The 26,246-nt window shown below is 66.3% G+C and carries 23 protein-coding genes; 14 read left to right on the forward strand and 9 right to left on the reverse strand.

Translation table 11 applies throughout. The annotated features are described in order from the left end of the window. Positions 1 to 104: 104 nt before the first annotated feature. Positions 105 to 1,004, reverse strand: coding sequence for a cation diffusion facilitator family transporter (locus tag FHY05_RS10690; protein ID WP_311732446.1), 900 nt, complete (start codon positions 1,002 to 1,004; stop codon positions 105 to 107). Positions 1,005 to 1,310: 306 nt separating this feature from the next. Between FHY05_RS10690 and FHY05_RS10695 the strand changes: the two genes are divergently transcribed. The 6 genes from FHY05_RS10695 (at position 1,311) to FHY05_RS10720 (ending at position 9,134) form a co-directional block, all read left to right on the forward strand. Beyond that, the gene (locus tag FHY05_RS10695; RefSeq protein WP_183944390.1) at positions 1,311 to 1,886 is read left to right on the forward strand and encodes a hypothetical protein; all 576 of its coding nucleotides are present in this window, start codon (positions 1,311 to 1,313) and stop codon (positions 1,884 to 1,886) included. A 218-nt stretch (positions 1,887 to 2,104) separates the two neighbouring features. After that, positions 2,105 to 2,917: a hypothetical protein gene (locus tag FHY05_RS10700; protein ID WP_183944391.1), complete on the forward strand. Its 813-nt coding sequence runs from the start codon at positions 2,105 to 2,107 to the stop codon at positions 2,915 to 2,917. Between the two features lie 479 nt (positions 2,918 to 3,396). Then, positions 3,397 to 4,671: a tyrosine-type recombinase/integrase gene (locus tag FHY05_RS10705; protein ID WP_183944392.1), complete on the forward strand. Its 1,275-nt coding sequence runs from the start codon at positions 3,397 to 3,399 to the stop codon at positions 4,669 to 4,671. Next, entirely contained in the window at positions 4,661 to 6,487 is a 1,827-nt protein-coding gene (locus FHY05_RS10710) for a hypothetical protein (RefSeq protein ID WP_183944393.1), read from the forward strand. Before FHY05_RS10705 ends, FHY05_RS10710 begins: the two co-directional genes overlap by 11 nt. Before the next feature lie 113 nt (positions 6,488 to 6,600). Beyond that, positions 6,601 to 8,670 carry a hypothetical protein gene (locus FHY05_RS10715; RefSeq protein ID WP_183944394.1) on the forward strand — a complete coding sequence of 690 codons (2,070 nt, stop codon included), beginning with the start codon at positions 6,601 to 6,603 and terminating at the stop codon, positions 8,668 to 8,670. Continuing rightward, the gene (locus FHY05_RS10720) at positions 8,667 to 9,134 is read left to right on the forward strand and encodes a hypothetical protein (protein ID WP_183944395.1); all 468 of its coding nucleotides are present in this window, start codon (positions 8,667 to 8,669) and stop codon (positions 9,132 to 9,134) included. The genes FHY05_RS10715 and FHY05_RS10720 overlap by 4 nt, the downstream gene beginning before the upstream one ends. Here the strand turns inward: FHY05_RS10720 and FHY05_RS10725 are convergent. From FHY05_RS10725 to FHY05_RS10740, 4 genes are all read right to left on the reverse strand, one after another. Continuing rightward, entirely contained in the window at positions 9,114 to 9,461 is a 348-nt protein-coding gene (locus FHY05_RS10725) for a hypothetical protein (RefSeq protein WP_183944396.1), read from the reverse strand. The two genes, FHY05_RS10720 and FHY05_RS10725, sit on opposite strands and share 21 nt — an antisense overlap. Before the next feature lie 176 nt (positions 9,462 to 9,637). Then, positions 9,638 to 10,531, reverse strand: a complete 894-nt coding sequence (locus FHY05_RS10730; protein ID WP_183944397.1) for a 3'-5' exonuclease — start codon at positions 10,529 to 10,531, stop codon at positions 9,638 to 9,640. Beyond that, positions 10,528 to 10,812 carry a hypothetical protein gene (locus FHY05_RS10735; protein ID WP_183944398.1) on the reverse strand — a complete coding sequence of 95 codons (285 nt, stop codon included), beginning with the start codon at positions 10,810 to 10,812 and terminating at the stop codon, positions 10,528 to 10,530. The genes FHY05_RS10730 and FHY05_RS10735 overlap by 4 nt, the downstream gene beginning before the upstream one ends. A 324-nt stretch (positions 10,813 to 11,136) precedes the next feature. Continuing rightward, complete coding sequence (locus tag FHY05_RS10740; protein WP_183944399.1) at positions 11,137 to 11,601, reverse strand: helix-turn-helix domain-containing protein; 465 nt, start codon at positions 11,599 to 11,601, stop codon at positions 11,137 to 11,139. Positions 11,602 to 11,951: 350 nt separating this feature from the next. Between FHY05_RS10740 and FHY05_RS10745 the strand changes: the two genes are divergently transcribed. After that, complete coding sequence (locus FHY05_RS10745) at positions 11,952 to 13,256, forward strand: tyrosine-type recombinase/integrase (protein WP_183944400.1); 1,305 nt, start codon at positions 11,952 to 11,954, stop codon at positions 13,254 to 13,256. Positions 13,257 to 13,320: 64 nt separating this feature from the next. Here FHY05_RS10745 and FHY05_RS10750 read toward each other — a convergent pair whose 3' ends face one another. Further along, entirely contained in the window at positions 13,321 to 13,743 is a 423-nt protein-coding gene (locus FHY05_RS10750) for a VOC family protein (RefSeq protein WP_183944401.1), read from the reverse strand. Then, positions 13,740 to 14,795: an alpha/beta hydrolase gene (locus FHY05_RS10755; RefSeq protein WP_183944402.1), complete on the reverse strand. Its 1,056-nt coding sequence runs from the start codon at positions 14,793 to 14,795 to the stop codon at positions 13,740 to 13,742. Before FHY05_RS10755 ends, FHY05_RS10750 begins: the two co-directional genes overlap by 4 nt. 91 nt (positions 14,796 to 14,886) lie before the next feature. Between FHY05_RS10755 and FHY05_RS10760 the strand changes: the two genes are divergently transcribed. From FHY05_RS10760 to FHY05_RS10780, 5 genes are all read left to right on the forward strand, one after another. Continuing rightward, the gene (locus tag FHY05_RS10760) at positions 14,887 to 15,786 is read left to right on the forward strand and encodes a LysR family transcriptional regulator (protein ID WP_183944403.1); all 900 of its coding nucleotides are present in this window, start codon (positions 14,887 to 14,889) and stop codon (positions 15,784 to 15,786) included. A 272-nt stretch (positions 15,787 to 16,058) separates the two neighbouring features. Next, positions 16,059 to 17,978 carry an AAA family ATPase gene (locus tag FHY05_RS10765; protein ID WP_183944404.1) on the forward strand — a complete coding sequence of 640 codons (1,920 nt, stop codon included), beginning with the start codon at positions 16,059 to 16,061 and terminating at the stop codon, positions 17,976 to 17,978. Positions 17,979 to 18,281: 303 nt separating this feature from the next. Next, positions 18,282 to 19,670: a hypothetical protein gene (locus tag FHY05_RS10770; protein WP_183944405.1), complete on the forward strand. Its 1,389-nt coding sequence runs from the start codon at positions 18,282 to 18,284 to the stop codon at positions 19,668 to 19,670. A gap of 25 nt (positions 19,671 to 19,695) precedes the next feature. Beyond that, positions 19,696 to 20,535 (forward strand): N-acetylmuramidase domain-containing protein, encoded by an 840-nt coding sequence (locus FHY05_RS10775; RefSeq protein WP_183944406.1) that lies wholly within the window; start codon positions 19,696 to 19,698, stop codon positions 20,533 to 20,535. Positions 20,536 to 20,602: 67 nt separating this feature from the next. Continuing rightward, entirely contained in the window at positions 20,603 to 21,319 is a 717-nt protein-coding gene (locus tag FHY05_RS10780) for a TIGR02594 family protein (protein ID WP_183944407.1), read from the forward strand. 54 nt (positions 21,320 to 21,373) lie between these two features. Here the strand turns inward: FHY05_RS10780 and FHY05_RS10785 are convergent, their stop codons facing one another. Continuing rightward, positions 21,374 to 22,558 carry a benzoate/H(+) symporter BenE family transporter gene (locus FHY05_RS10785; RefSeq protein WP_183944408.1) on the reverse strand — a complete coding sequence of 395 codons (1,185 nt, stop codon included), beginning with the start codon at positions 22,556 to 22,558 and terminating at the stop codon, positions 21,374 to 21,376. Between the two features lie 118 nt (positions 22,559 to 22,676). Further along, entirely contained in the window at positions 22,677 to 23,486 is an 810-nt protein-coding gene (locus tag FHY05_RS10790; protein ID WP_183944409.1) for an alpha/beta fold hydrolase, read from the reverse strand. A 124-nt stretch (positions 23,487 to 23,610) separates the two neighbouring features. On the opposite strand from FHY05_RS10790, the gene FHY05_RS10795 reads away from it, so the two are divergent. Both FHY05_RS10795 and FHY05_RS10800 read left to right on the forward strand, forming a co-directional pair. Next, positions 23,611 to 25,047 (forward strand): phospholipase D-like domain-containing protein, encoded by a 1,437-nt coding sequence (locus FHY05_RS10795; protein WP_183944410.1) that lies wholly within the window; start codon positions 23,611 to 23,613, stop codon positions 25,045 to 25,047. A gap of 26 nt (positions 25,048 to 25,073) precedes the next feature. Next, positions 25,074 to 26,156 carry an MBL fold metallo-hydrolase gene (locus FHY05_RS10800; protein ID WP_311732447.1) on the forward strand — a complete coding sequence of 361 codons (1,083 nt, stop codon included), beginning with the start codon at positions 25,074 to 25,076 and terminating at the stop codon, positions 26,154 to 26,156. Positions 26,157 to 26,246: the final 90 nt, after the last annotated feature.

The raw sequence follows: 26,246 nt of genomic DNA on the forward strand, positions 1-26,246 counted from the left end.
CCTTCAAACCAGCTTCCTCTTACCTCGGCTGACTAGCCGATTTCAGCGACGCGCACGTTGCGCAGCGCGCAAGGGGCGGTTGCGCGAAGCGGCGAACCGCCGCGTCAGTCGTCGAACCGGAACTGCAGGAAGCGCACGCGCTCGTCGACCCGCACGAGGTCGCGACGGACGTCGGCCATCTCCCGCCGCAGGTCCGGCAGGGAGAGGCTTTCAGGCGGAGAGATCGACAGCGCGACCAGCACCGCCTCCGGCCCTAGATGCAGCGTGTCGATCCTGCTGGTCCCGAGCACCGCGTGCCGCTCCGCCAGCGCCCTCTCTAGCGCCGCATGGAAGGCCGGCGCCACCGTCTCGCCCGCCGTCAGGCTCCGGGTGGCGGCCATGATCACGTAGGCGTCCGCCACCAGCATCGCTCCGATCGCGATCGAGGCGGCACCGTCGGCCCAGGGCGCGCCGGCGTAGGCCGACAGGAGGACGCCGGCCGCGGCGAGCGCGAGACCGATCAGCGCGGCGCCGTCCTCGAGCAGGCTCTCGTATAGGTTCGGGTCCTTGGACCGCTTGATGAAGGCCCATACGCCGACGTCCTCGTCCGGCGCCTCATGCCGCGCCGTCATGCGGCGGTAGGCGCGAAGGCCGAAGAGGAAGGAGGTTCCCTCGAAGACCGCCGACAGGACGAGCACTCCGAGGCTGACGAGGGGCGAGTCGATCGGGCGAGGCGAGCGCAGGTGCAGCCACCCGTCCACCAGCGACACCGCTCCACCCGCCAGCAGCACCAGCACCGCCACCATCGACGTCCAGAAGTAGATCTCCATGCCATATCCGAACGCGTGCGTGCCATCGGCCGGAGCGCGGCTGCGCCGGCCACCGACGATCAGCAGGATCTGGTTCGTCGTGTCGGCGGAGGAGTGCACCGCCTCGGTGAGCAGGGCGCTCGAGCCCGTCACGCCGGCGGCGACGAACTTGCTCGCCGCGACGAGCACGTTGCCCGCAAGCGCCACGTATACCACGGCGCGCGACCCGCCCGCGCCGGCTCCGCCCTTCGTCGGTCGTCCGTCCGCCACTCCTGATCCTCATGCTCTTCGCGCCCGTGCTGACGCTGGCGCGGGGCCGATCCGACCCGCGCCGCCTCATGGTAGGCCGGCGGGGCGCGGCATCGCGCCGAAGAGCCGAGCGAAGATCGAAAGGGCGCCTTCCGAGATGCGCAAGTGTCACTTTTCGCGAGGGGAGGAGGCTTCTGGCGGAGCGGAGCCGCCGAATGCGGGGCGCGCGGAAGTGTTAAGCTCGGTCGCTTACCGATTGAACTCAGTCGTTCGATGAAATGGGAAGCGATCATGGAAGTGCAGTCGGGGACGGTCGAGGAGCTGGCGCAGCGGCAGATGTCGGTCTGGCGAAGGATCGTCGCCGACCACGCGACGCTGGCCGATCGGGTGTCGCTCGCGATCTGGGACGAGTACGACACGGTCGCGCTCGCCACCGTGCAGCTGGCGTCGATGAAGCTGGTCGTGTGCGAGATGGACGAGATGCCGGTGACCCGCGCAGGCGAGTTCGCCGCGATGGTGGCGGAGCGCATTGCCGAGGCGGAGGAGAGCCAGCACCTCTTCGCCGCCCGCATGAACCAGATCACCGAGCATCTCGACGAAGCGGTCGCCAAGCTCGATCTCCAGATCAGGCTGACGTCCGTTGGCATGTGGCCGCTCCTCCTGAGCTGGCAATTCGACTGGTACGATCATGAGATCGCCGCCGTCGTCGAGTTGGGCGGCCCGGACGGAATGACCGAGGTCCACCGTCTACGTGGGCACGACGTCAAGGACTTCACGAGACAGCTCAAGGCGCTGGCCACCCATCAGCGCCGCCGGCTGGCGGCCCTCCGGCGATCGATGAAGTCCTGACCGCACGTCGGGACGACGGTCGCAGCGTGAATGGCCGCTTCGCTCATGCGCTCGCGAGGCCCGACACGCAGCTTCGGTGGTCCCATCCGGCAACCCGCATCTGGGCATCGGGACGCGGCGTATCGGGAATGGCGGATCCCGCCTCGGCGCGGATCAGAAGACACGGGGATGGTCGAAGGGCCGGTGTTGCTCATCGATCGATGAAAAGGGTTTCCAAGATGACCTACCAAGCAGACCTCACAAGCAGCGACGCGCATGCGCTCGATCGAGCACGGGAGGACTTCGGCGCGCTCGTGCAGCGCGTCGTCGACGAGATCGTTCCAGGTGCGACCGCCGCGTTCGAGATCGGGCGGGTGCGAACCTCGGCTGATCGCAGCGTGATCGTCGTCGTGCCCGTCGGTCGGATCGCGCTGCGCGTGGCCTTGGCGCGCCCGTACGTGGAGCGGCGACCGGACGAGCGGTTCGCGGAGCTGCTTGCGGCGCGCCTGAGGGAGGCGCTGCGGTGGGAGAAGCGGCTGTTCGACCGCATCGAGGACGTCCGTCGCAAGCTCGAGCCCAGCCTCGTCCGCAACGGCGGCATGAAGCTGGTCTCGCTCCATTTGGGAGCGGACCGGCTGGAGATCCCGGTTCATTGGCACGAGTCCCGCCTCGAAGCCGCAATCGAGACGTGGGACAGCATGCTCCAGGCGACGCTCGAACACATCCAGGACTACACCGCGCGCGGCATGGCCCGAACGCTCCGCATGATCGGCCAGATGCACGTGCGCCGGGAGCGCATCCGTGCCCGCCTCGCAGCTGCTAGCGCCTTGTACGAGATCGAGCTGGCCGCCGAGGAGTTGATCAAGGGGCGAGGGCGGACTGCCGCAGAGGTGATCCCGGAGCTGCTGACCCGCCATGCTTCATGGATGACGCCCGCTCGCCAGGATGGTTGGCCCGAGATCGGGATGCATGAGGGACTCATCTACCTCCATCCGCAGTCGGAGAGAGCCGTTGCCCGCCGCTTTGTGTCGCCGGAGGAGCTTGGCGCCTAGAGGCTCCGAGCAAGGCCGCTGCCAACCGTCGGAAGCGGCCTGCACGAAGAACGGACGAACCTGCTGACGGAAACGATCGCGCGCTCAAGCAGGTCGCCCCTGCTCGTCGTGCCCGCGCCGCGAAGCGGCCAGCCTTCCCGAGCAAAAAGTTAGGCTTACGGTGACAGTTTTTCAAAATGGCCGTTCGACATCCCACCGTCGCGCTAGTCGGAAGGCGCCACCTTCCGCCGTCGCTCCGAAAGGACACGAAATGATCACCGCGAATGCTCTTCCTACAAACTGCTGGTCTCGAACACCGCTCACGTCAGCGGATGTCTGCGACGGGCGTGAACCTCTCCACGCGCGGGTCGGAGGCGACAGCACGCCTCGTAACTCCGCGTCCAGCTTAGCTGAACACTTAGATGAACATCTTAGGTCGTATAACCGGGGTTATGCGACCCCGCTCTTCCATGAACGTGTTCATTTAAGAGGAGGTCGCTATGAGCGGGCTTAAGGCGCTCGATGTGGACTTGTCTGAAGACGCCGAGCGCGTTTGCTACGCTGTGGGTCGCTACGATCGCGCCGGGGCAAAAAGCGCCCTTCTGGATTGCGGAGCTGCGGAAGCTGACGCCAAGGCAGAGACCGCACTCGTCCCGGACGGATTCCCCTTTGTGTTCGACGTCGAGACAGGTGAGCCTCTGCACGCCGTAACTGCCTACCTGCTACGCAGTTGGTCGAGGCCGAAGGCCGGCCTGCAGGGCACGAGGTCGCTGAACACCGCCCGAGCCCAAGCATACGATATCTGCCAATTTCTGGAGCATCTGGACCACTACGGGCGTGACTTCAGCGCCATCGATCAGGCGATAGTCGACAAGTTCGCCGAGAATCAGTCGCGAGTCGCAAGCTTGCGCACGGGCCTGACGCTCAGCGCGTCGTCGATCCGGCGACGGGTTGTACACGTCAGAGGCTTTCTCGAATCTCCCGAGTTCCGCACGATCGGATCTTCGAACGTAAACGGCAAGCTGGTACCGATCGGTGGCCGCGTCGCGGCTCCCACGATCCATCCGCTAACGCCTGCCGAGTGGGAGGTGGTCGCGGAGCAGCTCGGACCTCTACCCAGCGAGGCGCGCCAAGGCGAAACCAGCGTGGCGCGCTTGGTTGCCGAATGGTCGCTGTTGACCGGAGCTCGCCGAGTGGAGGTCCTAGGCCTCACCCGCTCGATGCTCGAACCCATCAATCGTGCCGCGTCGTCCTCGGGTCAGTCTGCGGTCGTTCTGCGCCTCATCAAAACGAAGGGCGGCGTTCCTCGCAACCTCTGGGTTCATCCGGATCTTGTCAAAGAAACGGAGATCTATCTGAAGAATGAGCGGCGACGCGCCCTCGCTGGAAGGTCGGCACAAGCGGAAGAGGCTCTCTTCGTCTACCCGGCGGTCTCTCCTCGACATGGCGCTCCGGTCCAAGCAGAAGCCGCCTCACGCTGGTTTCGATCCGCGGTGGACAAGGCGCGTCTTCAACGTCGCACGATCGACGGTTCCGCGAGCGCTCGCCGCTTCGTATTTCATGATCTTCGCCACACCTACGCCGTATGGACCTACGTCGCACTGCAAAGGTCAGGCGTCCAGAGACCATGGAAAATTATTCAAGCCAGGCTTGGACATCGGCTTCTAGAGACTACCGAACGGTATTACCTATCATTCATCGAGGATCATGAGCAGGAGATAAGCGATCTTCTAAAGAATAGGTTTGATTCCTGGATTATTTCAGATGAAGATTAAGACATCAGCAGCACGGCAGCGCGCCGAGCTTGCAGACCGCCTGGCAGCACCTTCAAGCGCCTTCGACGTTCGTCACGATGGCGAAGAGCTGACGATGCTCATCCCAGATCCGGCAACCGGTCGAGAGCGATCAATTTTCATCAGCCGCTTCGCCGTCGCAGTAAATCTGATGATGCCGCTGGCCCGCGGCTTGCACCTCTATGCAGGATCTCGCAACGTCGCAAGCATACGCTCCGTGATAGCGCTGTCGAAACAGCTTGGGTCAGGCCTAATCCTGTTCCTCGAAGAAACCGATCGCAGAGAGATCTCGCTCGCCGGGATAGACAGGACATTTCTGCTTGCCTTCCGCAACTGGCTGAACGCGACCACGAACGGAGCGGCCAGATTCAAGCCCAACACCCGCGCCGCGTACTTCAAGGCCGTAGCGCAGGTGCTCGAGCATCTAAGAACCGACTCCATGCTTGGTGAGTCGGTGATCGACGCCAACGAGATGCCTTCGCACGGAGTTCAGAAGCGAGAGAGAAGTATAAAGGAGGCCGACGCGGATCTGCTTGAGCACGAGCTCCGCTCGATCGTCAAGTCCGCGGGCAGGGCTGTGCGGGGCATCTCCGAGCGAGTCCGCGCGGACCTCAACTTAGATCACAGCACATCCCACGTCTCGCAATTGGCCCTTCAGCGAAGAGCCGCCGTGGCGGAGGTGAGAGTGCATCTTCTGCAGGGTCGTGGTTCTTGGACGACGATCCAGGGAGTAGACCCCGGCTTGGCGCAGCGGATCCTGGATCTCGGCCGCGAAGAGATCATGCGATCAGCGCGTCCTGAGCCGGAAGAACTCGTCCCGTTCATCGTGCTCTTCACTATCGCGTTCCGCCTCAACGGCGGAGTGCTGATGTCAGCGAGGCGATCCGGCTTCGAGGTGCGTTCGTGGATAGGCGGCGAGCGCGCCTTCCTCACGGCGTACAAGCCGCGAGCACGACGCCGTGTGACCGCGTCGGTGGCCGTAAGCGACGACCCCACCAACCCGGCCGAGATGATGAAGCTCCTGGACGAGTGGGCAAAGCCGCTCAGGCGGCTAACGGGCAGTTTGACGCTCTTTCAGTTCTGGAGCCCGAACATACCGCATGGCCCCGCGATCAGCGTCGATACGGTCGCACGCCCAGACGTTGAAGCGACGTTGAACAGCGCCCTCCGCCGCTTCCTCGCAAGGACCGCGGACCACGTCGACGGCGTGATCGACGCGAGCGACATCACCTTCTCGCGCATTCGGAAGGCGGTGCTTGATCTCGCCCATGTCGTATCGAGGGGTGATCTCCTCATGGTCAAGGCGGCCGCAAACCACACGTCGGCGCAGACCACGAGCGATCACTACGTGACTGCCGCAGGCATGGCGCGCGAGGACGAGGCACTTGCGCGAGCCATGAACAGCCACGCGCGGATGATCGCCACGAGAGGATCGTTCGACCCTCGCCGCCTTACCGACGAGCCTACCGAAGCGTGCACCCCCGGGTGGAACTGCACGCGAGGAGCAAAGCCGTCATTCGACGGATCTCGTGGCGATCAGCAATGCCTTGCTTACGGCAGATGCCCGGTGTGCCGCCACGGTTCCATCGACTTCTCATCGCCACGAGCGTGCGCTCAGGCCCACCTGCTCGTGGACGCGATCGAGCGCGCTATCGAGAGCATGCCTCCGGCATCGTGGCACGCTCAGCTCGCGCCGATCCGCAACCATCTCCTACGCGTCGTCCTGAAGGAGTTCGCAAGCGGCGTTCATAAACAAGCGCGCGCCCTCGAGCTTCCAGCTTTGCCGAGTCCAGAATGAAAATGCCCACCACTCAGGAACTTGTGGTTCAGCGTGACGCCTTCGACCTGTCCGATCCCAGTCGACCTGTCTCGTCAAGAAGCAGGTGGAACGACAAGGTGTGGCGTCTCGACATGACCTACGTCGGGGCACCTAGCCATGGCGCGACGCTGCCATGGCCGACCGACATAGATCCCGAACTGGTCGAGCTGTTCAAAAAGGTCGTCTGGTCCTCGCTGGTGCAGCCTGCGGAGCGGGCACCTGCCACGAGAACGCTTGCGAACCAGTCTTCCGGCATGCTGATCCTCGGTCGGTACATGACCGAATTCGAGTATTACGATCTCATCGATTTCGACGTGACAGCCGTCAGATTTCTGCAGCGCAACCTTCGGGATCTTGCGAGCCGCATCGATGAAGCCGAGTACATGGATCAAGGCGGGGCAGACGACGATGGCATTGCCGCAGCGGACAGATCGACGCACCAGCATCAGGATCCATCGGCGACGGATCATTACACCCGCGGCCGACTCTCCTTCACCGTCGTGGATACCGTCTTCAACTTCATCGCCCTCATCTATAGACAAAGACGAGTGCTTCGCTTGCTTGGCGTCCACGTCGGTGACGAAGATCCGCTGGACGGCCAGACGGCTCGGAGCTGGACGCTCGGTGTCCGCGCGCCCGGTGTGCCGGCGAAGTCTCCCCTCCCGGACGAGATCGCCTTGCCTCTCATGATCGCCGCAGATCGACTGCTTGGGGCGCCTGCTGACGACGTGCTCAAGCTGCAGAAGGCAGCCCTTCGAGCGCTCGCGCGCAGAGAGGTCGCTCCCACGCGGAAAACACTTCGCATGGGCGGCACGGACCTCCTCGACGCATGGCGCTTCGCGATCCTGAACGGTGAGACGACTCCATGGCACCCAACGCTGCCGATCCATGATGAAGACGGTGGTCCACTGCCGCTCGCCGAGACCCTACGCGATCTGATCGAGACGATCCGCGACGCCTGCGTCCTCACGCTCCTTCAACTAACCGGAATGCGCATCGGAGAGATCGTCGCGCTCCGAGCCGGCTGGCAGCCTGAGGCGCCGCTCCCTAGCTGCATCGTGAAGAGACGGAGCGCCAGCAACGACCGCGATCTGTTCTACGCGGAAAGCATCGTCAACAAAGGTCGAGACGTTCCGGAACGTGAGACGTGGCTGCTGGGCTGCTGCGCCGCGGGCTCGAAGGCGATCCCCACCCCCGTCCGTGCGATCATGCTCCTAGAGGACCTTCTTGCACCTTGGCGCGCCTTGCTGACGGTCACCGACGGCTCCCTACCTCTAATCGTCTCGTTCTACGGAGCGAAGACGCTCCCTAGCCAGTCGTCCCATGTAAGTCACCCGACCGTCATCTCCACTTCGAGGAACGTCCGGCTTCTATACTCTCGGCTGCTGGAGTGGCAGGATCTGCCCGATATCGCGGAAAACGGAGACGAACTTATCGAGTACAAATCCCGAAGAGGTATGAACATCTCCTGCTCGCAGTGGCGCAAGACCTTCGCAGCCAACATCGCTCGAACCGACACGAGGCTTCTGAACGCGCTCAGACGCCATTTCAAGCACATGCATCTTGCGACCACCGAAGGCGACTACGTCGGACGGGACGTCCGTGTCCTCGAGGACGTTGATGAAGCCCAGCTGCAGCAGACCATGACCTTCCTTCGAGCTCAGACCAGACGCCCCGGTCGAACGATCGGCAGGACGGGCAGCATAGTCCAACGCAACCTCAAGCGGATCCGCCTGCTGGAGGAGGCCGGTCATCCGCAACTCGGGAAAGACATGATGGAGGTTCTCGTCGCCACCGACGTCCGGCTTCTACACGCGGACCACGGCATCTGCGCCATAACGGTATCACCCACGAAGGCCAGATGTCATGAGCTCGCCAGGAGCGTGAGCTTTCTCAACGACAGGCCGAGCTTCAGCTACCAGCGCCCGGAGATCTGCGCGGGCTGCCGATGCTTCGTAGCCGACCAGAGCCATCTTCCATACTGGAGGACCAGATTTCTGCAGAACAATGCGGCAAAGCGAGCGCACCATCGATCGCCAGACGGCGGCCCTGCCAAGGTCTTCGAGATGAAGGCGAGGCAGGCCTGGAGAGTGCTACGGTCCCTTCGAAGCAGGCAAGCGCGGGACGTGCAAAGCGGCCAATCTGCGAAGTCACCTGAATGAGCCGGCCCAAGAGGAACGAGCAGATCGCGGCCGATCTTCATGGCGCGATCGATGCGCTTGTCGAGGAGGGAAAGGAGATCACCTTCGCGAACGTGGCGAAGAGGTCCGGCCGCGCTAGGGGGCTGATTTCGGGCCGAGCGGCACGATACGAAGACGTTCGCGTCCGCATACAACTTCTTACCAAGCCTAAGCACGCCGAGGCGGCGCCCCCGCCCGACGTCCGCGGAAGTCGGGACCGATCGCTGATTAGGGAGCTCACAGCGGAGAACGAGGCGCTTCGGCGCGAGAATCAGCGCCTTGCGGCCATCGCAAAGGGTTTGCGGAACGGCATCGTCGCGAGAGCGGCCGCGACGGCGCAGGCGGATTTGGGCACCTCCGAAAGTCAGATGGCCGATCTGGAGCGAAGACGTGCCGCCCGCGCGGCGCGGCGCGCTTCGACCGCATCAGCGGAGCCAATCAAGTAGAGCGGGATCGATCTCGTCCTGCTCCTCTTCACTGGGGTCGACACTTCGATTGATCAAGATCGAGGTCGCAGCGATTCGCAGGTTCATCGCTGCTGCTTCGACGTAGATCGATGCCGTCAGGTGGTCGTCCGCCTGCAGCCTGGCCGGCAGGTCGGAGAGGTTCGTCGATGCGGCGAGAAGGCTCCGCGCGATAACGGCGTTGTCGGCCTCAGCGTCGGCCAGGATGACATTCTCGTCCGCGAACCGGACGAAGGCGATGCGCGCCGGAGCGTCCAGCATGATCCGGGGAATGGCAGCCCGCTCATCGGTGGCCGTCCTTCGTGCCATCGTCAACTCTCCAATTGGAACCGCGCAGGGGTGGGCGAGGTCCGGACCAGGTCCGACCTCCCGTGCGCGCGTCGCGCCGTTCCGAGACGTGATGGTGTCCGATCCTGTCGATTCGGCAGCTCCGTTGCCGCCTCGCTCAAGCGCTACCTCGCGGCCGCATCTAGCCTGCCCCGGCTTCAGCCGGAGTAGCGGGTACGCCAATCCCGCCTCGTCCTTTCCGGACATCGCAGGGCGCCGTAGATTTCGAGAGTGGCCCATTCCTCCGTGGCTTCGAGATCGGCGTGATCCACTTCGATCGACCACACGCGCCGGCTTCGATCCCAACGCCACCCTCTCTCCCGAAGGATGTCCTTCTTGCCGAAGGGAGCGTCCGTCGCCTCGAGAAGGTACGTGTCCCGTCGGGCTCGTTCCAGCATGAGCGTCGCGACGCTCGGACCTGCCGACGGTCGATGATCTAGGATGTGGAGGAGCGCGGTCACGTCGACGGTGGCGCGGTGAGGCTCGTAGAACCAGCCCATCTCCATCGCGAGATGCTTGAGCTTGCGGGCCTCGAACCCCAGACCGCCCCAATCCACATCGGCGAGGCTGCAGGCCCACGCACAGCCGGCGATCTCGGGCAGGCGTCGTTCGAGGAAGGGCCGGTCGAAGGCGGCGTTGTGCGCCACCACGAAGTCGCAGCCCAGAATGGTCCCCACCGCCTCCCCATCGGGGATCGCCCTCCCCTTGACGTCCTCGTCGCGGATGCCGGTAATCCCGGTGATCTCCGCGGAGATGGGTTCCCCCGGGCATTCGAACCAGCCGCGGGGCTCGCCGGTCTCGACGATCCTCCCGTCCTGGTCGACCCCGAAAGCCTGCATCCCCAATTCGATTATGCTGTGGCGGTCCGGATCGCGGCCGGTCGTCTCCACGTCGATCGCTACGCCCGTGCACACCGCGCTGCGCCAGCCCGCGTGTCCCGGCCGGTCCATGGTGCGCATGCGGCGGAGCACGCGGAAGTCGGGATGACGGTCCAGCGCCTGAGCGACGAGCAGGGCGGGCGCCGGCACGCTCATGAGGCCATCGACGGTCACGCCACCACCCTCTGGCGCAGCACGACCAGAAGCCCGCGGAAGGCGGGTCCGTCGGGATCGATCGCGGCGGCGGCGAGCAGGTCGCCCGTCTTCTCGCTCACCAGCCACACTGCCACGGGGTCGAACTGGTCGAAGCCGCTACGAACGTCCGCGAGCGCCGCGACCCCTCGACCGCAATGGCGCGCCACGCACGCGCGCAGCTCGTCCTGGTCGCGCACCACCGCGCCCACGAAGAAGGCGGTCACGAAGCCGGCTACCGAGACGATCGCGGTCGCCGACATGAGCCGTGGCGCCCCTTCGCGGCCGTCAGGGCCGGCACCTACGGACGGTGCGGGCTTCGGGGCATGATGGCGGACCCGGCGCGAAGGGTCGGGGTCACAGCAGCCCGGGATCCAAGGCGGCATCCGGCGGGGGCGGTCGTCGATCGCGATCGATCCTTTGGCAGCGTACGTCATCAGGCGCCTCCTTTGGACGCTGAGATGGAGGCTCCCGCGATTATTTCAATAGTTCAGCGAGGATTGAAATGATATCAGCGCCAGGGGATCTTGGCTTAGGGCCTGACCGATCCCGGCGCCCCGGCCACTCCACGGTTGCGGTGGCCCATCCTACTCTGGATCCTCTCCTCGGAGAAAGGCAACCAGCTCGTCGTAGTTGCGGAAGTTCAGCACCCTCGCGAAGTCCGTCGTGAGCAAAGGGCTCGCCAGCACGTCGCGGTGTCCCTGCTCCAGCCGCCATAGGGTCGGAGGACTCTTGCCGAGAAACCGGGCGACTTCGCCGAGCCTCAAGCCGATCTCACGCCGCCGGTCCCGAAGGCGACGGCCGAGGACGGAGTCCAGCGATCCGGCAGGACGAGCTTCGACGAGGGTACCCGGCGGTGCATCCAGCGCCTTCTCGATCAGCTCGAGCGTCTCGCGGCGCATCGGCGCTCCGCTCTCCGCCCGCATGACAGTCCGCCGCGACAGTCCGACCCTGTCAGCGACAGCCCTTTGCGACATCCCGCGGTCGCTCCTGAGACGTTTCAGGGTGCCGCCGACGTCCTCACGGGAAAAGGCTTCTTCCTGATCGGCCATGTGACAATTTTTCACGATCGCGGTACCGGGTCAAGCGAAGCTGCTAGTTGGAAGAAGAGGTGGAGCCGGACGAGCCGAAAGGAGATCGAGGATGAAATGCGACAAGTCTTTCGGCCGGCGCCGTTCGACCCAATCGACGCGATGCGCGCACAACCCGCAGTCGACCGAACGGCTGCCAGCTAGATGACGCCCGACGAACTGATCGTCTCGCTCGACCGCAAGATCTCGCGCGCGATCGCCACGCGGCGCGGCGTGACCCTCAGCCCCGACCAGCTGGACGCGCTAGCGTCCATCGGGCTCATCGACAATCTCGCCAGCGCGAAGGCGGCGATCCTCAAGGAACAGGCACGTTGGCGCCAGCAAGAAACGAGATCTACCGCCGCGGCGAGTTCTGGCTCGACCACGTCCGGGGAACTGGACGCAAGCCCGTCAACGACCGGCTCTACGTCTGGTGGTACGACCGCGCGAGCGGACGCCTCAAGCGCAAGAGCACGGGCACGAGCGATGTTCGACTAGCCTCCGACTTCCTCGATCGGCAGTATCTCGCGTCCCACCGCGCCACCGACGACGAGCAGTCGTCCTACACCGTCAGCGAGGCGCTCGCCGACTACTGGACGGAGCACGGCTCGGGACGCGTCAGCGCCGAGTCGATCAAGGCGCGCCTCAAGCTGGTCACGCGATTCATCGACGCCGAGATGGACGCCGGACGGCTCGTCGACCCGTTTCTGCCCGAGCAGGTCGACGACCGGCTGGTCGCCCGGTTCCGGCGCTGGGCGCTGGCCGACCCGATCGTGGCGCGTCGCAAGGACGAGCACGGCGCCTGGACCGACGGTCAGAGCCGGCCCCGCTCGGCGTCGACGGTCGAGGAGAGCGTCATCCAGCTCAAGGCCGCCCTCAACCACGCCCACGCCGCCAGGCGCATCCGGGCGGCGCCCGCCTTCGAGCACCTCACGCGGGACGCGGTCACGCCCGAGCGCTCGTACAGGCTGTCCATGGAAGCGCTCGGGGAACTGCTGGACTACAGCTTCAAGGGCGCGGGCCGCTACGCGGGACACGCGGACCGCCTCCTGCCTCTCAGACGCTACCTCATCGCCGCCATCGCGACGCTCGCGCGTCCGGACGCCATCCTCGACATGAGCGTCGATCCGGCGCGCGAGCAGTGGATGCGCGAGGAAGGTCTCTTCGCCCTCAATCCCGCCGGCCGGCTGCAGACCAAGAAGCACCGGCCGACCCTCCCGGTCGTGCCGACCCTTTCCGCGTGGCTCGAAGGGACGCAGGAGTGGATGGTCTGCCGCGAGCGGACGATCCGAGATCCCGAAGGCGAACCAAAGACTGAGCAGCTACGCGTCGCCGCGGTGCGCTCGGCCTGGGACGGTGCGCGCCGGCAGCTCGGCATCCGCGAGGGATACGGCCCGAAGATCATCCGCCACAGCATGGCCACGATCCTCACCAACAGGGGCGTGGACCTGGTGCAGCTCGAGGTGGCGCTGGGCCACCGCGTCCTGCACAGGACGACGCGCCGCTACGCCACCTTCGGGCCGACCTACCTCGACACGGTCGCCGCCGGCATCGCCGACGTCTTCTCGGAGCTCGAGGCCCGGTGCGCCGATGCGCTCGCGCCGCCGCCTCGATGCAGGCGGAACAGCTCCTCGTGAATGGGGTGAGCGGCCGACTGCCCGGTTTACTCGTCCCCCGTGCCGCCAAACCTCCGCTTGGGCGTCACGCGACCGCTGCCGGCTCGAACAGCTCGACGAGCGCCCCCTCGTTGTCGCGGATGAAGGCGAAGCGATCCCCGGAGGCGTTCGGCATCAGCGTGGGATGGATAGCGACTTCCACGGCTCGTGCCTGAAGATCCTCCACGACGGCGTCGAGGTCTTCCACCAGCAAGGCCAGATGGTTGATCCCGGTCGAGCGCAGGACGGTGGCGACGTCACGCCGCCCCGGGTCCGTCTCGACCGCGCCTTCGACCTGGTACAGCTCGAGGCGAGCATCGCCTCGTACGATCATGCTCGCACGGGCGCCCGGCAGCTCGAAGTCGTAGTGCCGCCGGAAGCCGAGATTGCGGCCGTACCATTCGACGCTGGCGGCAAGGTCCTCCACCACGACGGCGACATGGTGGAGGCTCCGGACCGAGTGCATCATCGCACTAGCCCCTGCGACGGCGGAGCGCAGGGAGCGAGGGGCACGAGCCCGGCGGTAGTACCCGCGTCCACCCGAACGCCCTGCTCCTGCCCCTGCTTGGGCGCTTCGAGCATCCTCCGGAGCGCGCGATCCAGATCCTGCCGGTACTGCGGGGTCGCGACCGCCTCCGTCAGGTCGAAGCCGTGGATGGCCGCCGGATAGATGTGCAGCTCCACAGACACTCCGGCCCTAGCCAAGCGTAGGGCGTATTCGGCGTCCTCGTCCACGAAGAGGTCGAGGGCGCCTACGGCGATGAACGTCGGCGGGAGGCCGGCGACGTCGGCGGCAAGCGCAGGCGCCAGATGGCCGAGTCGAGCCGGGGCGATCTCGGCGGTCCCGCGCATCGCGTCCCAGCCGAAGCGGTTGTGCCGGCTCGTCCAGACGAACTCGCCGGCGATCGGGTTGGCGTGAGGAGCCTCCTCGGTGCCGGTGCGGGGATCGAGCATGGGGTAGACCAGGATCTGACCGGCCAGCCGGAGCTCGCCGCGATCGCGGACCAGCTGCGCGAGCGCCGCCGCGAGCCCGCCTCCGGCGCTCTCGCCCATCACGACGATCCTCGATGGATCGACGCGGAGACGCCCGGCGTTCTCCGTCAGCCATCGAAGAGCAGCGTAGCAATCCTCGAGCGGTCCGGGAAAGCAGGACTCCGGCGCGAGACCGTACTCCACGGCCACGACGACCGCTCCGTGATCGACCGCCAACGCGTGGTTGGACCGAGCCGAGGACTCCGGCCTGCCGGCGATGAAGCCGCTGGCATGCAGGAAGAGTATCGCAGGCCTTGGGCGCCCGGCATCTTCGGGCGCATACACGAGCAGGCGGATCGCCGCGTCGCTCCCATCCCGTCGCACCGTCTCGATCATCGCAGGAGGCGCGACCTGGGCATGGGCCGCAGCCGCGATGGCCGCGTCGAGCGCGTTTCGGTAATCCTCCAAGGTCTGCCGCGACGGGTCGAACGCCGCGAAGGCGACCGCCAGCTCCCTCGAAGCGGGGTCTACAAGGTTGATCGTCCGCATCGTGGTCCTCCTCTGCCGCGTCGAGATAGAGGAGGGTTGCCGATCGGATAATGCGTCGCCAATCGCATGACGCAATCGACGTGGACCACCTATGACGCGACCTACGCTCAACGAGGTGCAGGCCTTCTGCGCCGTCGCTTCGCACCGCAGCTTCCGCCGCGCGGCCGACGAACTCGGCCTGAGCCCCTCGACGCTCAGCCACACCATAGGAGGACTGGAGCGTCAGCTCGGCGTCCGCCTGTTCAACCGCACGACGCGCAGCGTCGCCACGACTTCGGCGGGAGAAGCGCTTCTGCGGCGCATGACCGCCGTTCTCGAGGAGTACGATCTGGCACTCGACGAAGCGCGACAGGTCAGCGAGACGATCGGAGGGACGTTGCGGATCAGCGCCGCCGCAGCGGCGATACGGCCGCTCTTCGACGAGGTGGTGCCGCTCCTCAAGGAGCGCCTGCCGGAGATCCAGCTGGAGTGCGTCGCCGACGGCCGCCTGATCGACATCGTCGAGGAGCGGTTCGATGCCGGCATACGGTTCGGCGACGTCGTGCCTCGCGACATGGTCGGAATCCCGTTCGGCCGACCTTCGCGCTTCGTCACCCTCGCCTCGCCCGAATACCTGCGGCGGCACGGCTCACCAGGAAGACCCGAAGACCTCACCATGCACGACTGCATCAGGATGAGGCTGGCCTCGGGGCGCATTCTGCCATGGTCGTTCGATCGGGAGGGCGAGTCGGTCACGCTCGAACCGGTAGGCTCGCTCACCTTGACCGACGTGACGCTTCAGATCGATGCGGCTGCGCGCGGCCTAGGCATCGCGTTCGTGTGGGAAGGTGCCGCCGCCGAGGCCATCGCTCGCGGGCACGTGACAATTGTTCTCGAGCGCTTCTGCCCATCTGCCTCAAGGCTGCTCCTCTACTATCCACGCAACCGTCAGATGCCTCGAGCGCTTCGCGCTCTGATAGATGTCCTGAAGGACGTGCAGAGCCGCGACTGAGTGAAGCCGCGCGAACCCACAGAGGATGCACATGGATGGGCTTCATAGACGCTTGTTGAGCGCGCCCTCCCCTACAGGCACGCCGTATGAGCCTTTCGGGCCTTCGTGAGGCTCTAACGTCACTTGCCGGTCGCATGTCCAAGCGCTTCGAACGCTCCTCGGTCCTCTCGCGATGCATACTCGTCAGCGCCATCGACTCGGGCTAGCCTGCGGAGCGAGTCATGCTTCGCAGATCGCGCGGCATATCGCCGGGCTGCGAACAAGGAGCTACGTTGGACCTCTTCTCCTTCGCCGTGAAAGGCTATCGCCGATTCCGCGCCCAAACCACGCTTCGAACGAATGGAAAGCTCGTGGCGCTCGTCGGACCGAACGAAGCAGGCAAGTCTTCGCTACTCTCGGCATTGAGCGGCATGAATTCGAACGACTCGTTCGAGCAGAGCGATCATGCCCGCGGATGCGTAACGGAGGAGACGGAGCTAGTTGCCTTGTTTCTGCTGACGAAAGCCGAGACGGCGCTCGCGCACCTTCCTTATCCCGCTTGGATGCGCGTCCGAAAAAATTATGAGGGGGATCTGTCCTACGGCTTTCGGCCGATGCCGCCGCCGCGTAGTACCGCTCACCGGAAAGAGGCCGTCGAGATCGCGAACGCGGTACTGCACAACAAGGAATGCATGGAGGCCCTGAGTTGGGAGACGCCTGATCTCGAAGAGCTGTGGACCGAGGCTGTCGCAGCAATCACCGACAAAGGCCCTGATTTAAGCAAGAAAGCCTTGGACCTGATCGCCAAGGTAGTCACCGAGCTGGCCGCTGTCGGAGAGGAGCCGCGAGAACGTTTTCTGCAGATCGAAGCGGCGCTGCAGGTCTGGACCGAGATGTCCTCACTCGAAAGCGCCCCCTCACCCATCAGGCATGCCATTACCGCACTATTTCCAAGCGTGCCCAAATTTCTGTTCTTCGACGAGGAGGCACGGAACCTGTCGTCATCGTACGCGATGTCCTCCCTGTCCAAAGCGGTTCCGAAAGCCCTGGAGTCGCTACTCGCCGTCGCCGGGCTGGACGTCGCGGAAATGCTGTCGGCCATCGCGCGCGACGCACGCGACGACCTCACCACCATCGAACGGCGGGCGAACCGAACGCTCGAGCGCTCGTTCAAGGAGGCCTGGAGGCAATCCGGAGTGACGGTCGCACTACGACTGTCGACAGACCTGCTCGAGGTGCAGGTGGTGAACGAGGACGATCGCTACACCAGGCTCGCGGAGCGGAGCGACGGTCTTCGGCAGTTCGTCGCCCTGCACGCCTTCGCTTCGCGGGCGCATGCTGCCGAATTCATCCTGCTAATAGACGAGGCCGAGCAACGGCTGCACTACGATGCGCAGGCGGACCTCGTGCAGATGCTTGCCAGGCAGCGGCTCGCGTCGAAGGTCATCTACACGACGCATTCCGCCGGCTGCCTTCCAGAGGATCTCGGTCACGGCGTGCGGCTGATCGAGCCGATCGCCGAGGAGCCAGCCTGCAGCAGGATCGTAAACAAGTTCTGGCAACGATCAGCCAGCGGCTTTTCCCCACTGCTGTTCGGTCTCGGCGCCGCAACCCTGGCCTTCTTCCCCACACGGCGCGCCGTCTGCGTCGAAGGACCCAGCGACATGCTTCTGCTGCCCACGATGTTCCGCGAAGCGCTGAAGAGGGATGCTCTCGGCTACCAGTTCGTTCCGGGCCTGTCGTCGGCCGCCCGCACGCTCGCGCCTACGATGCCTTCACAGGCCGCTAACGTGTGCTACCTCGTCGATGGCGACGCGGCAGGGGAGGCGATCGCGGGACATCTCGGCGCAGCTGCCATTCCGACCAGCCGCATCTTTCTACTAGTCAGCGCCAACGGCCAAGCCGTCGAGACAGAGGACTTCCTGAACCCCGGCCTTCTCCTCGACGCCGCCAACGCGCTGATCGCCAAGTACAGCCCAAATGGGCGAAGGCTAGAGGTCGGCGATCTCAGTCATGAGCATCGGACCAAGAACCTCCGAGGAGCCTTCCGGGCAGCGACTGGTCGCGAGATGGACAAGGTGGAGCTCGCCTACGAGCTTCTCGACGCTCTCGACGAAAGGCCCGACCTGAAGCTCCTCGACGACACGCGCCAAGACGAACTGTCTTCCTTGGCCCGCCGCGTCGAAGAGGCCCTGACAGCATCAATCAGGTGAGAGGCCAATTGTTCGACGAGCGATCGCCCTGAGGACTTGAACGAACTGCGGCTGGTCGGGGGGGGGCGGCTCACCTCGGAGTACGCACCAACCTTGACGCGCTGCCTAAGAGTCCCTGGCGGACACGCCCTAAGCGCGCGAAGCCAAGCCGATGCTATACGGAAGCGAGCTCCCGAGATAATTTACAAGACCGTGCCAGCAGTTGCTTAGAGGCTTGGCGGACGCTATGAAAGAGCAAGTTGAATAGCTGCGGGTCGCAACGAGAAAAGACCTATCCGCAATCCGGCAAACATGGGGGCCCGGATGTTCAACTCTCAGGTGCTCGAGATCGGGATCGGTCTCGCGTTCGTCTTCCTCGTCGCCAGTCTGCTCGCAACGGCCGTGCGAGAGATGATCGAGGGCCTGCTCAAGACCCGCGCCATCCATCTCGAGCGCGGCATCAGGCAGCTACTCGACGATCCGACGGGAACACTCGCTACGAAGTCGCTCTTCGACCATCCGCAGCTCTACGGGCTCTTCGACGGGGTCTACGATCCGACGAAGCTGGTCCCTTTCCTCAGAAAGAATCCGCTGTCCACCCGACGCAGACAGACGCAGGTGCAGCAGAACGGCTTCGTCATCAAGGAGGAGGCCAAGCGGCTGCCGCTGCTGTCGCGCTTTCCCGCCTACATACCCTCCCGCAACTTCGCCATCGCGCTGCTGGACCTCGTCGGCGCGGGCGGCGGGGATCAGAGGGCGTCCGACTCGCAACTCATGGAGACGCTGCGGGCGAACGCCATGACGCTTCGTCCCGGCAAGGTCCGCGACGCAATCCTCGTCGCGCTCGCCGAAGGAGGGAACGACTTCGATCGGGCGCGCAAGAGCCTCGAGGCATGGTTCGACGCGGGAATGGACCGGGTGAGCGGCTGGTACAAGCGCGAGAGCCAGCTGGTGCTGATCCTCATAGGCCTGGTCACCGCCGTCGGCTTCAACATCGACGCAGTCCGTATCGCCAGCACGCTCGCCTCCAACAACTCGGTGCGACAGCAGATCCTTCTGAGAGCCGAAGACCAGCGCCATGCGCTCAACCCGGGTCGGCCGACGCCACCTGACCAGAAAGACATCGAGGACGCCAAGGCGAGCTTGGGCACCCTCATCGGTTGGGGTACGCAACCAGACCCGGCAGCGGGCGGGAAGGCCGCCCGTGATGCATCCGAGGATGGCGTCGGACGGATAGCGCTCATGGTGGCAGGGTGGCTCCTAACTGCCATCGCCGTCTCGCTGGGGGCGCCCTTCTGGTTCGACGTGCTGAACAAGTTCATGGTGATCAGGGCGACGGTCAAGCCCTACGAGAAGAGTCCTCCGGAAGGTTCGGAGGATCGCAGGGGCGGGAAGCCCGTCGCCGAGCAGCTCGACGAGACCGCTCCTCGTGCGGCCGCGCCGCCGGCGCCCGAGCAGCCGGGCAGAGAGGGGCCGCCTCTCGGCCACGTGCGCCTCGCGGTCGGCGTCGATCAGCTCCAATCTCCCGAGCTGTTCGTCAACGGGAAGCCCGAGCCGCTTCCGGTGGACGGACTGATCGAGATCCCGCTCGAGATGGGCGTGCCGCACACGGTCCAGGTGACCAGCCGCAACGCGCTCGGCCTGCGGCGCAGATACGAGAAGACGATCACCCTCAGCTTCGACAACGACCTCGCCCCAGTCGCGCTCCCGTGACGACGCCGAACAAGGAGGCAGCGGCATGAAGGACATCTTCGACGGCAGCGGACTGCCGCTGTCGCAAAGCGGCGTGGACGCGTTCATTGCCGAAGCCGGTGGAGTCGAGCCGGCGCTTTGGGCGCTAATCGGCGTCGAGACCCGCGGCTTCGGCTTCCTCCCCGACCGCCGCCCCAAGATCCTCTTCGAGCGGCACGTCTTCAACGGACGGACGGGAGGGCGCTACCGGCACAGCCACCCGGATCTCAGCGATCCGAAACCCGGCGGCTATCTCGGCGGCGCGGCCGAGTACCAGCGCCTGAAACGCGCCATGCTGCTGGACCGTAGAGCCGCGCTGGAGAGCGCGTCGTGGGGGCTGGGGCAAGTCATGGGCTTCAACGCTCGACGAGCGGGCTACAGCGACGTCGAAGCCATAATCGACGCGTTCGCCGAAAGCGAAGACGCACAACTACTCGGCTGCGCGAAGTTCATCTCCACCAGAACGGATCTTCGCCGGGCCTATCAAGGACAAGATTGGCGGACCGTAGCGTTCTTCTACAACGGATCAGACTACGCGAAGCATGGATATGACAAGAAGCTCAAAGCTACCTTCGGCGCGTTCGCGGAAGGCGGGAGCCTACCTAGCGTGGCGATCCGGCAGATCCAGGCATACCTGACGTACCTTGGCTACAATCCGCGGGGCATCGACGGCGTGGTGGGCGCGGGCACCTCAAGCGCGCTCAGCCTCTTTCGAAAGGATCGCCGCAGCGCTGGCGAGACGCTGCCGGACTTCGATTCCGCACAGCCCGGAGTGTACCTAGGCCCGCTCTGCAAGGGCTGCGGGCACGACTACGGCGATCAGGGCGAGATCACTCTGAGAAGCTGAGCGGGCGGCAGCGACGTCAGCCGCGGGGTCCGTCGTCTTTGTTCAAATCTTCAAAGCGGGGGAAGTCATGACCACGACCATGCTCGACATACAGAAGGCGCTCCAGGCGAAAGGCTTCGATCCGGGCCCGCTCGATGGCCAAAGGGGACGCCGGACCGCGGCTGCCATCATGGCCTTCCAGAGCGCCCGCAAGCTGAAGCCCGACGGCATCGTGGGAAGCCAGACCCTCGCCGAGCTGATGCCTGAGGCCGCCGTGGAGGATCTGACGCTCGGGTCTTCGCTGCCATGGCTGGACGAGGCCTACCGGCTCGTCGGCTTGAAGGAGGACACGAGCGCCGGCAGCAACGAGCAGATCCTCCAGTTCGCCCGCGACCTGCAGATCCCGTACTCCGACGACGACGTGCCGTGGTGCGGCCTCTTCGTCAGCCACTGCATCGCCTCCCAGCTGCCGCAGGAGCCGCTGCCCGCGAACCCGCTCGGCGCGCGCCAGTTCGAGCGCTTCGGCGAGAAGGCGGAGCCGCAGACCGGAGCGGTCATGGTGTTCTGGCGCGAAGACAGGAAGAGCGGGAAGGGCCACGTAGGGTTCTACGTCGGCGAGGACCGCAACGGGAACTATCTGCTGCTCGGCGGCAACCAAGGCGACCAGGTCTCGATCATCGCGAAGCCAAAGGACCGCTTCGTCTGCGCCCGCTGGCCCAGGACCGCGTCGGCGCCCACCGGCAAGCGCCTGGTCGCAGACGTGGCGAACGTGGTCGCCACCGGCCGCGATCAGCGGGAGGCTTGACCCTCGATCGCGCGGCGCTCCAATCCGGCGCTGAGGTCCAGACCACCGACTCTCCTAGAGGGACCGGGACGACCGGCGCCTAGTCGCGAGGCGCGCCAGCATCGTCGCCGCGAGACCGGAGACGAGGCCCCAGAAGGCGGCTCCGAGACCGAACAGCGTGAACCCGGATGCGGTCGCGAGGAGGGTCACGATGGCGGCGTCGCGGTCCCCGCCCCCGTCGAGGCTTCCTTCCAGAGAGGTGACGAGCGCCGGCAGCAGCGCCACGCCGGTCAGGACCGCCAGAACTTCGGGGCGCATGGCGAGGAACAGATGGACCAGCGTCGGCGAGAACAGCCCGAACATGCCGTAGAAGCCGCCGTAGATCACGCCGACCACCCATCTGCGCTCATGGCTCGGATGCGCATCCTCGCTCGTGCAGATCGCCGAGGTCACCGCCGCGAGGTTGACGGCGTGCCCGCCGAACGGCGCGGCGGCCAGGCTGGCCACCCCTGCGCAGAGTAGTAGGGCGCGCGCCGGCGGGTCGTATCCCGCCGCTCTCAGCACCACGACGCCCGGCAGGTTCTGCGAGGCGAGCGTGACCAGGAAGAGCGGCAGTCCGATGGCGACGACCGCCGCCGGCGAGAGGATCGGCGTCGTGAGAATCAGGCCGGTGGCCGAGACGCCGGAGGGAGGCGGCGCGACGTCCCCACGAAGAACGAGAAGGACAAGTCCGGCGCACATGGCGGCCGGTATGGCGTAGCGGGTCGCGCGATGTCGGAAGGCGAGGAAGACGAGAAGCACGGCGGCTACCAGAAGCGGCCTTGCGCCCGCCGCCCCGAAGAACGCCAGGCAGAACGGGAGCAGGACTCCCGCGAGCAGCGCCGAGGACACCTGCTTCGGTATACGCCCGGCGAGCCGGTCGAGCGGCGGCACGGATGCGAGGACCACGTTCATCGACGCAGCGGCGACGAACGCGCCGACGATCGCCTGCCAGCCGACCGTCGGCGCGGCGGCGGCCAGCAGCGCGGCTCCCGGCGTTGACCAGCCGAACGTCACCGGCATCCGCAGCCGGATGGACGTGATGGCGCTCGCGGCGGATATGGCGAGGCACAGCGCCGTGATCGCCGACGCCGCCTGCGCCACGGTGGCGCCCAGCCCATGAAGCGCGAGCGCCACCAGCGGCACGGTGGCGCCGAAGCCTATCGCGGCAGCGACAAAGGCCGAGGTCCAGGCGCTCGGCGGAAGCAGGCGGTTTTCCACGCCTCGCTGTACGGACACGTGCGGCTCGGCGTGCTTGCGCGACGCGCAAGCACGCCTTCCGCCGTCCGGCCGGTGCGCCACCGCCGCTGCGGCGGACGGACGGCGGGGGGACCTCCCTTCAGCGGGCCGCCGCGGCCTGCTCGATCAGCCGCGCGACCTCGCCCGGATGCGACACCATGACGACGTGGGACCCGCCCTCGACCTGCAGCGTGGCCTTCGCGCCCGCCCGTTTCGCCATGAAGCGGTGGGCTGCGACGGGAATGTTCCTGTCCTGATCGCCGAAGACGAACCAGGAGGGCAGCCTGCGCCACGCCGGCGCCCCCGACGGCTCCTTCAGCGCCGCGTCCGCAATCGGCCGCTGGCCCGCAGCCATCAGCCTGGCGGTCTCGGGCGGAACGTCCGCCGCGAACTGCGCTCGGAACTTGTCCCTGTCTATGTAGAGGTCGCTGACGCCGGAGCCGAGCGGCACCGGAGCGCTCAGCGCCGCGGCGAGCGTGCTGCCGGCGAACCTTCCGGTGAGACCGAGGGCCGTCTCGCCGGCGTCAGGCGCGAACGCCGCCACGTAGACGAGCGCCTTCACGTTGGACTGCTCAGAGGCGGCCTCGCTGATCACGGACCCGCCGTAGGAATGACCCACGAGGACGACCGGGCCGGACACGCTCCTGACCAACGACGACACTATCCGCGCGTCTCCCCGAACGCTCCTCAGCGCGTCCGGAGCGGCGATGACGCGGTAGCCGTCGTCCTCGAGCCGGGAGATCACCCCGTTCCAGCTCGACGAGTCGGCGAACGCTCCGTGGACGAGGACGATGGTCGGCTTGGGCTCCTGCGCCCCGGCCGCCTGTGTCGCGGCGGTGGCGACGAGAAAGAGGCATCCGGCGATCAGTCGTTTCACATGCACCTCCCATTGAATGGCGCGGAAGAACATACCGCGGCTCGTCGCCTACAGCCCGAGCGCGTCGCGCAAGCCCTCCTTGCGATGTGCGTCGGCGCTACTGATGCGGGCGGACCGCTGCTAAGCGCCAGAGGACGTCTCAGCTGGGAGGGAAGCCGTGATCGAGCTGAGGACCGCCGTCTGGCTGATGCTCGGAGCGATCCACGTGGCGGTCGTCATCCGGGCAGTTCTGCTCCAAGGGCGCGAACCGTACGCGCGCGCGTCCTGGCTCATCGTCCTGCTCGCTGCGCCGGGAGCGGGCACAGCGCTTTACCTCCTGTTCGGCGAACCGTGGATCTCGCCCCGTGTCCGAGTCCGCTGGACGAAGGCCGCCGAGGCGCTAGCGCCCTACGCGCGGCCTGATGCGATCCGCCCCGTGGTCGTGCGCCAGGCCAGCGAGAACGCGTTCAGGACATGCGAGGCTGCGAGCGGCTGGCCCACGTCGGGCGGCAACCTGGCACGGCTCGCACCCGGATCGGACGAGGCGATCGACATGATCGCCGCCGACATCGACGCCGCGGTCCGTACGGTCCACCTCTCCTTCTACATCTGGCTGGGCGACCGCAACGGGTCGACGATCGTCGAGGCGGTCTGCCGAGCCGCCGCGCGCGGCGTGACCTGCCGCGTCGTCGCCGACGCGCTGGGATCGCGCGCCCTGATCCGCTCCCCGCAGTGGGCGGCGATGCGCAAGGCCGGCGCCATCCTCTGCGAGTCCCTGCCGATACCGTTCGGCCTCGGCTTCGTGGTCGGTCGGCGCGCCGACCTGCGCAACCACCGCAAGATCGTGGTCGTGGACGGCCGCCTCACCTGGTGCGGAAGCCAGAACTGCGCCGATGCCGCGTTCCTGCCGAAGCGGCGCTTCGCACCTTGGGTGGACATCCTCCTCCGGCTCGAGGGTCCCGTCGCGCGGCAGGCCGAAGTCATCTTCTGCTCGGCGTGGATGGCGGAGACCGGCGAGGACATGACCCGCGTATTCGATGCCGAGCCGGTCCGCGCGCCGACGGGCGGCTTCGCCGCCATCTCGGTCGGAACCGGTCCGCTCTCCCCGCGCGCGACGATGTCCGACGTGTTCGTCTCCGTTCTCGCCGCCGCACGCGAGAGCGCGGTCGTCACGACGCCCTACTTCGCGCCGGATCCGCCGCTGCTCGAGGCGCTCGTCGCGACCGCACGAAGGGGCGTCCGCGTCACCATCGTCTTCCCACGGCGGAACGACAGCTGGATGGCCGGGGCCATCTCGCGCGCCTACTACCCGGCCCTCGCGGGCGCCGGCGTCGACATCCACGAGTTCGAGGGCGGCCTACTCCACGCGAAGACGCTTGTGGTGGACGACGCGCTGGTGCTCCTAGGCTCGGCGAACATGGACCGCCGGAGCCTGGACCTGAACTACGAGAACAACGTGCTTCTCGAAAGCGCAGAGGTGGCGCATGCCGTAGGGCGGCAACAGCAGCGCTGGCTGGGGCAGTCCGTGAGGCTCGCCCCAAACGAAGTGGCGATCCGCCCGCTGCCGCAGAGATTCGTGGACAATCTGCTGACGATGGCCGCTCCTTTGTTCTAGGAGGACCGTCGTCTCGAGGCGCGTGCGTGGACCTCGGCATGCCGGTGCCGTCCGCGTGCCCGGTCTCGGTTCGCCCGGTCGCCCTGCCCCGGCGTTTGCGCTATCGGTGGCGCATGCCGCGAAACCGCTACTACCAAGGTCCGCCCAGCGATCACTTCGATGGGGAGCGGTTCTTCAACCCCGAACAGCCTTCGACCGATCGCAGCCTTCTCGACCTGCTGCGCTGGCGGTTCTCGGGCAAGGCGGCCGACTGGCCCCGCGAGATCGCCGTGACACCCGCGAGGCCGGAGCCGAGGATCTCGGGCCTGCGCGTCACCATGGTGGGCCACTCCACTCTCCTGATCCAGGCCGCCGGCCTGAACGTCCTCACCGATCCCGTGTGGTCCGAGCGCGCCAGCCCCTTCGCTGCGCTCGGCCCGGGGCGGGCGATCGCCCCGGGGATCGCGTTCGACGACCTTCCCTCGATCGACGTGGTGCTCATCAGCCACTGCCACTACGACCATCTCGACGTTGCCACGCTCCGTCGGCTGCAGGCCGTCCACCAGCCGCTCATGGCGATGCCGCTCGGCAACGACGCCATCGTCGACGCGGCGGTGCCGGGCGCCCGCTGCCTGGCAGGCGACTGGTGGGAGACTCTGACGCTTGGGGACGGCCTGGAGACCACGCTCACGCCGGCGTACCATTGGGCGAACCGGTGGCCCACGGACGTCCGCATGGCGCTGTGGAGCGGGCACTTCCTGCGCACTCCGGCAGGCACCGTCTGGTTCGTCGGCGACACGGGGTACGCGGACGGTGCGGCCTTCCGGCATGTGCGCGAGCGGCTAGGCGCGCCGGACCTGGCCCTAATCCCCATCGGCGCCTACGAACCCCGGTGGTTCATGAGCGACCAGCACGTTAATCCGTCGGAGGCGGTGCGCATCTTCAACGACGTCGAGGCGCGGCAGGCGCTCGGCATTCACTGGGGCACGTTCCAGCTTACCGACGAAGCCCGCGACGCACCGCGCCTCGCTCTCGCGACGGCCTTGTCCGCGGCCTCCATCCCGCCGCGTCGCTTCGTCGCCGCGGTGCCGGGCGGCGTGTACGATCTCGACGAGGCGACTTCTTGCTGAACGCCCGGAGATCGCGTCGTAGCCGCTTGGGGGATAGCCTGGCATCGAGGCACCCGTTCTCCCACGCGGGGCCGAGGGTCACGACCGAGT

This window comes from Sphingomonas sp. BK580, assembly GCF_014194975.1.
Classification (GTDB): domain Bacteria; phylum Pseudomonadota; class Alphaproteobacteria; order Sphingomonadales; family Sphingomonadaceae; genus Sphingomonas.